Raw genomic sequence first — 6,133 nt, 5'->3', positions numbered from 1 at the left:
CGCCAGCGCCACCCCCGCCGCCTGTCCCATGAACAGGCACGACGCGAACCACGCGACCGCCGTGCCGCGCGCCGACGGCACCATCTGCGTTGCGTTCGTCTGCAGCGTCGCGTGCAGCAGGTAATACCCAAAACCCGCCAGGACGCTGGCCAACAGGCTCCACATCCACACCGGCCCCAACAGGTACGACAGGAACGCCACGCCCAGCACCAATCCACCCGCAACAGCCAGACCGCGCTCGCCGAGCCGCTTGAGGATGCGCCCCGCGACCACCGTGTAGATCAGCCCGCCCACCGCGTACACGGCGACCAGCGCGCCGGCGGCAGTCAGCGAGATGTCGAATCGCTCGTGCAGGTACGAGGGCGCAAAAGCCAGCGCGCCAAACACCAGCAGCCCTTCGATGAACACCGTCGCCAGCACCACGCGCGCCCACGGGGCGCTGAGCACCAGCCGCGCCTGCGCGATGAAGCCCTGCCGGGGCGCGCTGGGATCGACCTGCGCAAAGCCGGCCGCGCGCTGGCGCCGCACTTCCAGATGCAGCAGCACGCCCACGATCAGATAACCCGCCACGAGCGCGGCGAAGGCCCAGCGCCAGCCGACGGTGTCGGCGAACAGGCCGCCCGCAAGCTGGCCGGCGGACATGCCGAGGATGGTGCCGGTCAGAAAGCGCGCCAGCGTCGCCTGCCGGCGCTCGTAGGGGACGTTGTCGCCGATCCAGGCCATGGACAGCGGCACGATGCCCGCGCCCGCGGCGCCCGACAAGGCGCGGCAGAACACCAGCATGTCGAGCGATCCGGCCATCACGGCGCCGGCGCTACCCAGCGCGCACGCCACGGTGGCGACGCTGACAACACGGTACTTGCCATATCGGTCGCCAACCGGACCGAAGAACATCTGCAGCACGCCATACGCCACGGCAAACGCCGTGACCGCGCGCGCAGCCTGTCCGGTGGTGGTGCCGAACTCCGCCGCCAATTGCGGCAGCATGGGATCACAGATACGGAAAGCGCTGGCGCTGACGAAGGCGGCCAGCGCCAGCAGCGCGATCGCGCGTGCTTCGGAGGACAGGGCGGGCATGGATAACCGGCGGCGGGGCGAAAGTCGAAGCCCGCACCTTACCGCAGCCCGGCCCGCTTGGCGAAACCGCCGGGCGAAGTGTCCGCCCGGCGCAACGCTCAATACGGGAGGCGATAGCCCGCCGGCATGCGGCGCGCGATGAGCTGCATGCCGCCGGTCTTGAGCTCGCGCAGCGACAACTTGGTCTTCTCGACCTTTTCGACGCGGTAGCGGTTCAGATAGATCGGATCGGTGGCATCCACCGGCTCGCCCGCCGATTTGGTGGTGCGCATCGTGTAAACGCCGTCCGCCACGCTCCAGCAGCCCGTCTCCCGCAGCGCGGGACGCGTCTTGCGGCCGATCTTGAGCAGGGATTCGTAGGACATCGTGCCGTCGGCCGACAGCACGATCAGCGACTGCATGTCGCCGGCCACATCGCGGGGACGCGAATTCGACAGCCAGGTGCCGATCATCGGATCACCGGCCTTGGCGGGCGTGCAGGCCACCGGCTTGGGCGCTTCCGCGGGCTCGGCCTCGGTAATGGCGGCGGGCTTCCTGGCGGCGCAACCGGCCAGGATCACGAGGGCGCAGGCAACGCCTGCCGTACGCAAAAACACACTGCTCATGACTTCCTCAAGACGTCCGCCGACGCGCCGCGCCGATCACACCGGCACGTCCCAGGCGCAGCGGACTTCACGCACTCTAAATAGGCGTCAGGGAAGAATCAACGGAGATCCGCGCGATGTGCAAATGCGCAACAGTGCGACCGCGAGCGCGCCTGGAATCCGCGCGGAAACCGCAAAAATGCGTTGGTTTCAAGCGACACCGCCCCTCTCTATATATAGAGCGCGTGCCGCGGCTTAGAGCGGCAACCGCTGTTCGTGCTTGATCTCGCGCAGCGCCACGATGGTGCGCGTCTGCCGGATGCCCGGCATGTTGAAAAGGAACCGGTGCAGGAAGCGGTCATAGGCTTCCGGGCTTTCCACCAGGATCTTCAACAGAAAATCCGAATCTCCGGTGACCGCATAGCACTCCAGGATTTCCGGCGCGTCACGCACCGACCGCTCGAAGTTCTCGACCGTGTTGGCCGAGTGCCGCTCCAGGCTGATCTGCGCAAACATGCAGCCCAGCCCCACCTTGCTGCGGTCGACCTGGGCGCTATAGCCCTGGATCACCCCGCTCGCCTCCATCGCTTTCACCCGCCGCCACACCGGCGCGGCGGACAGTCCCACCTTTTCGGAAAGCTGCTGCGCCGAGGCCCGGCCGTCCTCCTGCAGGGCCTTGAGGATGCCGATATCGGTCTTGTCCATTCGTTTGTCTCCTGGTTTTCTTCGAATACGAAATGTTCATTGCGAATTATAGGGATAGCACGATCCGAAAACGCAATAAACCTGATCCCTCGCGAACCTATCATGGTGCCAAATACGAGGAGCATTGACTATGGACGGTACCCCCGCCGCCGCACCCGAGCTGGACCTTGAGTATCAGCTCGCTGACAACCTGACGCGCGAGTCCGGCCGCATCTTCCTGACCGGCACGCAGTCCCTGGTTCGCATGATGCTCACGCAACGCCGGGTGGACCGCGAGCGCGGCCTGAATACCGCCGGCTTCGTGTCGGGATATCGCGGATCGCCGCTGGGCGGCGTGGACATGGCCATGTGGAAGGCGCAGAAGGCGCTGGACGCGAACCAGATCAGCTTCCTGCCAGGCATCAACGAAGACATGGCGGCGACCGCGGTCATGGGAACGCAGCAGGCGGGCGTACGCGACGACCGCAACGTCGATGGCGTGTTCGCCATGTGGTACGGCAAGGGCCCGGGCGTGGACCGCGCCGGCGACGCGCTACATCACGGCAATGCCGCGGGCGCGTCGCGCAACGGCGGCGTCCTGGTAGTGGTGGGCGACGACCACACCGCCGTGTCCTCCTCGATCCCGCACGCCAGCGAAGCCTCGCTGATCGGCTGGCAGATGCCCATCGTGCATCCGACGTCCATCGACGAATACGAGACCTTCGCGTTGTGGGGCTGGGCGCTGTCGCGTTATGCGGGCACGTGGGTCGCGTTCAAGGCAGTGTCCGAGACCATCGAAAGCGGCCACTCCTTCACCCCTGCCCCGATCCAGACCTACGACATGCCCGCGGACCCGGACATGCCGCCCGGCTCGCTTGAGTATTCGGCGCGCGACTTCCTGTCGCTGGCTGTCGAGACGCGCATGAACCTGCGCATGAAGGCGGTCGCCGCGTTCGCGCGCCGCCACAGCCTGGACAAGCTGACCTGTCCGGCGCCCAAGGCAACGGTGGGCATCGTCACGGTGGGCAAGGCGCACCTGGACACCATGGAAGCGCTGGCGCGGCTGGGCGTGGATACGGTCACGGCGAATGCGCCCGTGCGCATCTACAAGCCGGGTCTCACCTGGCCGATGGACACTGGCCGCCTGCTCGAATTCGCGCGCGGCCTGTCGCACATCCTGGTCGTCGAGGAAAAAGGCGCGGTGGTCGAAAGCCAGATCAAGGACATGCTGTTCAACCTGCCGGAGCGCCCGACGGTCGTAGGCAAGAAGGGGCTGGACGGCGAGCCGATGGTGCCGTCCGCCGGCCAACTGCGCCCGTCGCTGCTGGCCGCGCCGCTGGCCGGCTGGCTGTCGCGCGCCGCCGGCATGCCCATGGGCCGCGACCTGTCGGCCTTCGAATGTCAGGCCCCGCTGTCCAACGACGCAGACGGCATGCGCCGCCGCCCCTATTTCTGCTCGGGCTGTCCGCACAGTACCTCGACCAAGGTGCCCGAGGGCAGCCAGGCGCTGTCCGGCGTGGGCTGCCACTACATGGCTGCATGGATGGACCGCGACACGGGCGGCCTCACGCAGATGGGCGGCGAAGGCGTCGACTGGATCGGCCTGTCCCGCTATACGAAGATGCCGCACATCTTCCAGAACATGGGCGAAGGCACGTACTACCACTCGGGCTACCTGGCCATCCGCCAGGCCGTCGCGGCGCGCGCCAACATCACCTACAAGATCCTGTTCAACGATGCCGTGGCGATGACGGGCGGGCAGCCCGTGGACGGCCCCATCTCCGTGCCCCAGATCTGCCAGCAGCTGCGCGGCGAGAACGTGGCGCGCATCGTGGTCACCACCGACGAGCCCGAAAAATATCAGGGCGTGGACCTGGGCCCCGGCATCAAGGTCCACCACCGGCGCGAGCTGGACGCGCTTCAGCGCGAGTTGCGCGAAATCCCCGGTGTGACCGTGCTGATCCATGACCAGACCTGCGCCGCCGAAAAGCGCCGCCGCCGCAAGAAGAACCAGTTTCCGGATCCGGCGCGCCGCATGCTGATCAACAGCGCGGTGTGCGAAGGCTGCGGCGACTGCGGCGTGAAGTCGAACTGCCTGTCGGTCGTTCCGCTGGAAACGCCGTACGGCCGCAAGCGCGCGATCGATCAGTCGAGCTGCAACAAGGACTATTCCTGCGCGGAGGGCTTCTGCCCCAGTTTCGTGTCCGTGATGGGCGGCAAGCCCAGAAAGAGCGCCGCGCCGAAGGCCGACCAGGAGCGCTTGCAAGGCATGATTGCCGGCCTGCCGCAGCCCGATCTCCCCGCGCTGGACCATCCGTATCGCCTGCTGGTCGCCGGCATGGGCGGCACCGGCGTCATCACCATTGGCGCCATCGTGTCGATGGCCGCGCACCTGGAAGGCCTGTCGGCCGCGGTGCTGGACCTGACCGGACTGGCGCAGAAAGGCGGCACCGTCGTCAGCCACATCCGCTTGGCCCCCGCCGGCGCGACCGCCGGCCCCGTACGTCTGGACTGGCAGCAGGCCGACTCGGCGATCCTGTGCGATCCGGTCGCTGCCGTGGCGCCCGATTCGCTCGGCGCCCTGCGCCGCGGCCACACCAAGGTCACGGTGAACACCTACGTGGCGCCCGTCTCCGACTTCACGCGCAATCCCGACGCCGCGATGCGCCCCGAGGCGCTGCTGGCCAAGATCAAGCATGCGGCCGGCGATACGCACACGGCGGCGATCGACGCACACGCGGCGGCGCTGGCGCTGTTCGGCGACAGCATCCTGTCCAACATGTTCATGCTGGGCTATGCGTGGCAGCGCGGCGGCGTGCCGCTGTCGCAGGCCGCCATCTATCGCGCGATCGAGTTGAACGGCGTGGCGGTCGCGGCCAACCGCGCCGCGTTCGACAGCGGCCGGCTTGCCGCGCATCAACCCGACGCGCTGGAAGGCGCGCTGCGTCCGCGCGCCCAGGTCGTGCAGCTCCACGTCCCCGAAACGTTCGAACGCGCCGTGGCGCGCCGCATCGAAGACCTGACGGCTTATCAGGATGCCGCGTACGCCCGCACCTACCAGCAGGTCGTCGACGCCGTCGCGGCGCGCGAACGGGAACTGGCGCCGGACGCCAAGACGCCCCGCCTGGCGATGGCGGTGGCGCGCGGTCTGTACAAGCTCATGGCCTACAAGGACGAGTACGAAGTGGCGCGCCTCTACACCGGCGACGCGTTCAAGGCGCAGCTCGAGGGACAGTTCGAGGGCGAGTACAGCCTGCGCTTTCACATGGCGCCGCCCATCTTCGCGCGCAAGGACCCGCGCACCGGCGTGCCCCGCAAGATGACGCTGGGTCCGCGCACGATGTCGGCACTGAAATTGCTGACGCGTTTGAAGGGCCTGCGCGGCACGTGGTTCGATCCGTTTGGCCACACGGCCGAGCGCAAGATGGAACGGGCGCTGGTCCAGGAGTACCGCCGAACCATAGACCAGCTCGTTGAAGGGTTGACCTCGGACAACCACGCGCAAGCGGCTACAATCGCCGCCCTGGCAGAAAACATTCGCGGTTTTGGCCACGTTAAGACCGCGAATGTCGACAAGTATCGGACCGAATTGGCCCGACTCATGCAGAGCTATACAGCACCGGCTTCGCACGCCACCGCCTTGCGGAAAACCGCATAAACAGCCGGTCTGAGTGGTCACTGACCTGGGCGCGCCTTACGGGGCGCGCCTAGTGCATTTGGTTACAATCTTTTGTGGGATTCGTCTTATCTTCTTCTTGTCCCTGTAAACCTCGATCACTAGAATTAGT

The 6,133-nt window shown here is 67.0% G+C and carries 4 protein-coding genes; 1 reads left to right on the top strand and 3 read right to left on the bottom strand.

What is annotated here, in order from left to right:
- From AC6LJW_RS26435 to AC6LJW_RS26425, 3 genes are all read right to left on the bottom strand, one after another.
- On the bottom strand, positions 1–1,077 hold a 1,077-nt coding region (locus AC6LJW_RS26435; RefSeq protein ID WP_498088725.1), incomplete at its 3' end, for an MFS transporter.
- Between the two features lie 98 nt (positions 1,078–1,175).
- Entirely contained in the window at positions 1,176–1,682 is a 507-nt protein-coding gene (locus AC6LJW_RS26430) for a hypothetical protein (protein WP_056564427.1), read from the bottom strand.
- A 234-nt stretch (positions 1,683–1,916) separates the two neighbouring features.
- A complete protein-coding gene (locus AC6LJW_RS26425; protein ID WP_008159001.1) occupies positions 1,917–2,366 on the bottom strand; it encodes an Lrp/AsnC family transcriptional regulator in 450 nt (149 codons plus the stop codon).
- Between the two features lie 130 nt (positions 2,367–2,496).
- Between AC6LJW_RS26425 and AC6LJW_RS26420 the strand changes: the two genes are divergently transcribed.
- Positions 2,497–6,003, top strand: coding sequence for an indolepyruvate ferredoxin oxidoreductase family protein (locus AC6LJW_RS26420; RefSeq protein ID WP_498088724.1), 3,507 nt, complete (start codon positions 2,497–2,499; stop codon positions 6,001–6,003).
- Positions 6,004–6,133: the final 130 nt, after the last annotated feature.

The sequence above is a fragment of the Achromobacter sp. 1012554356 genome, assembly GCF_059760815.1.
This window is presented reverse-complemented; position numbering and strand designations above follow the sequence as displayed.

Excerpts from the sequence above, each read along its gene's own strand:
- AC6LJW_RS26430 (WP_056564427.1), bottom strand. The coding sequence starts at position 1,682 with ATGAGCAGTGTGTTTTTGCGTACGGCAGGCGTTGCCTGCGCCCTCGTG.
- AC6LJW_RS26425 (WP_008159001.1), bottom strand. The coding sequence starts at position 2,366 with ATGGACAAGACCGATATCGGCATCCTCAAGGCCCTGCAGGAGGACGGC.
- AC6LJW_RS26420 (WP_498088724.1), top strand. The coding sequence starts at position 2,497 with ATGGACGGTACCCCCGCCGCCGCACCCGAGCTGGACCTTGAGTATCAG.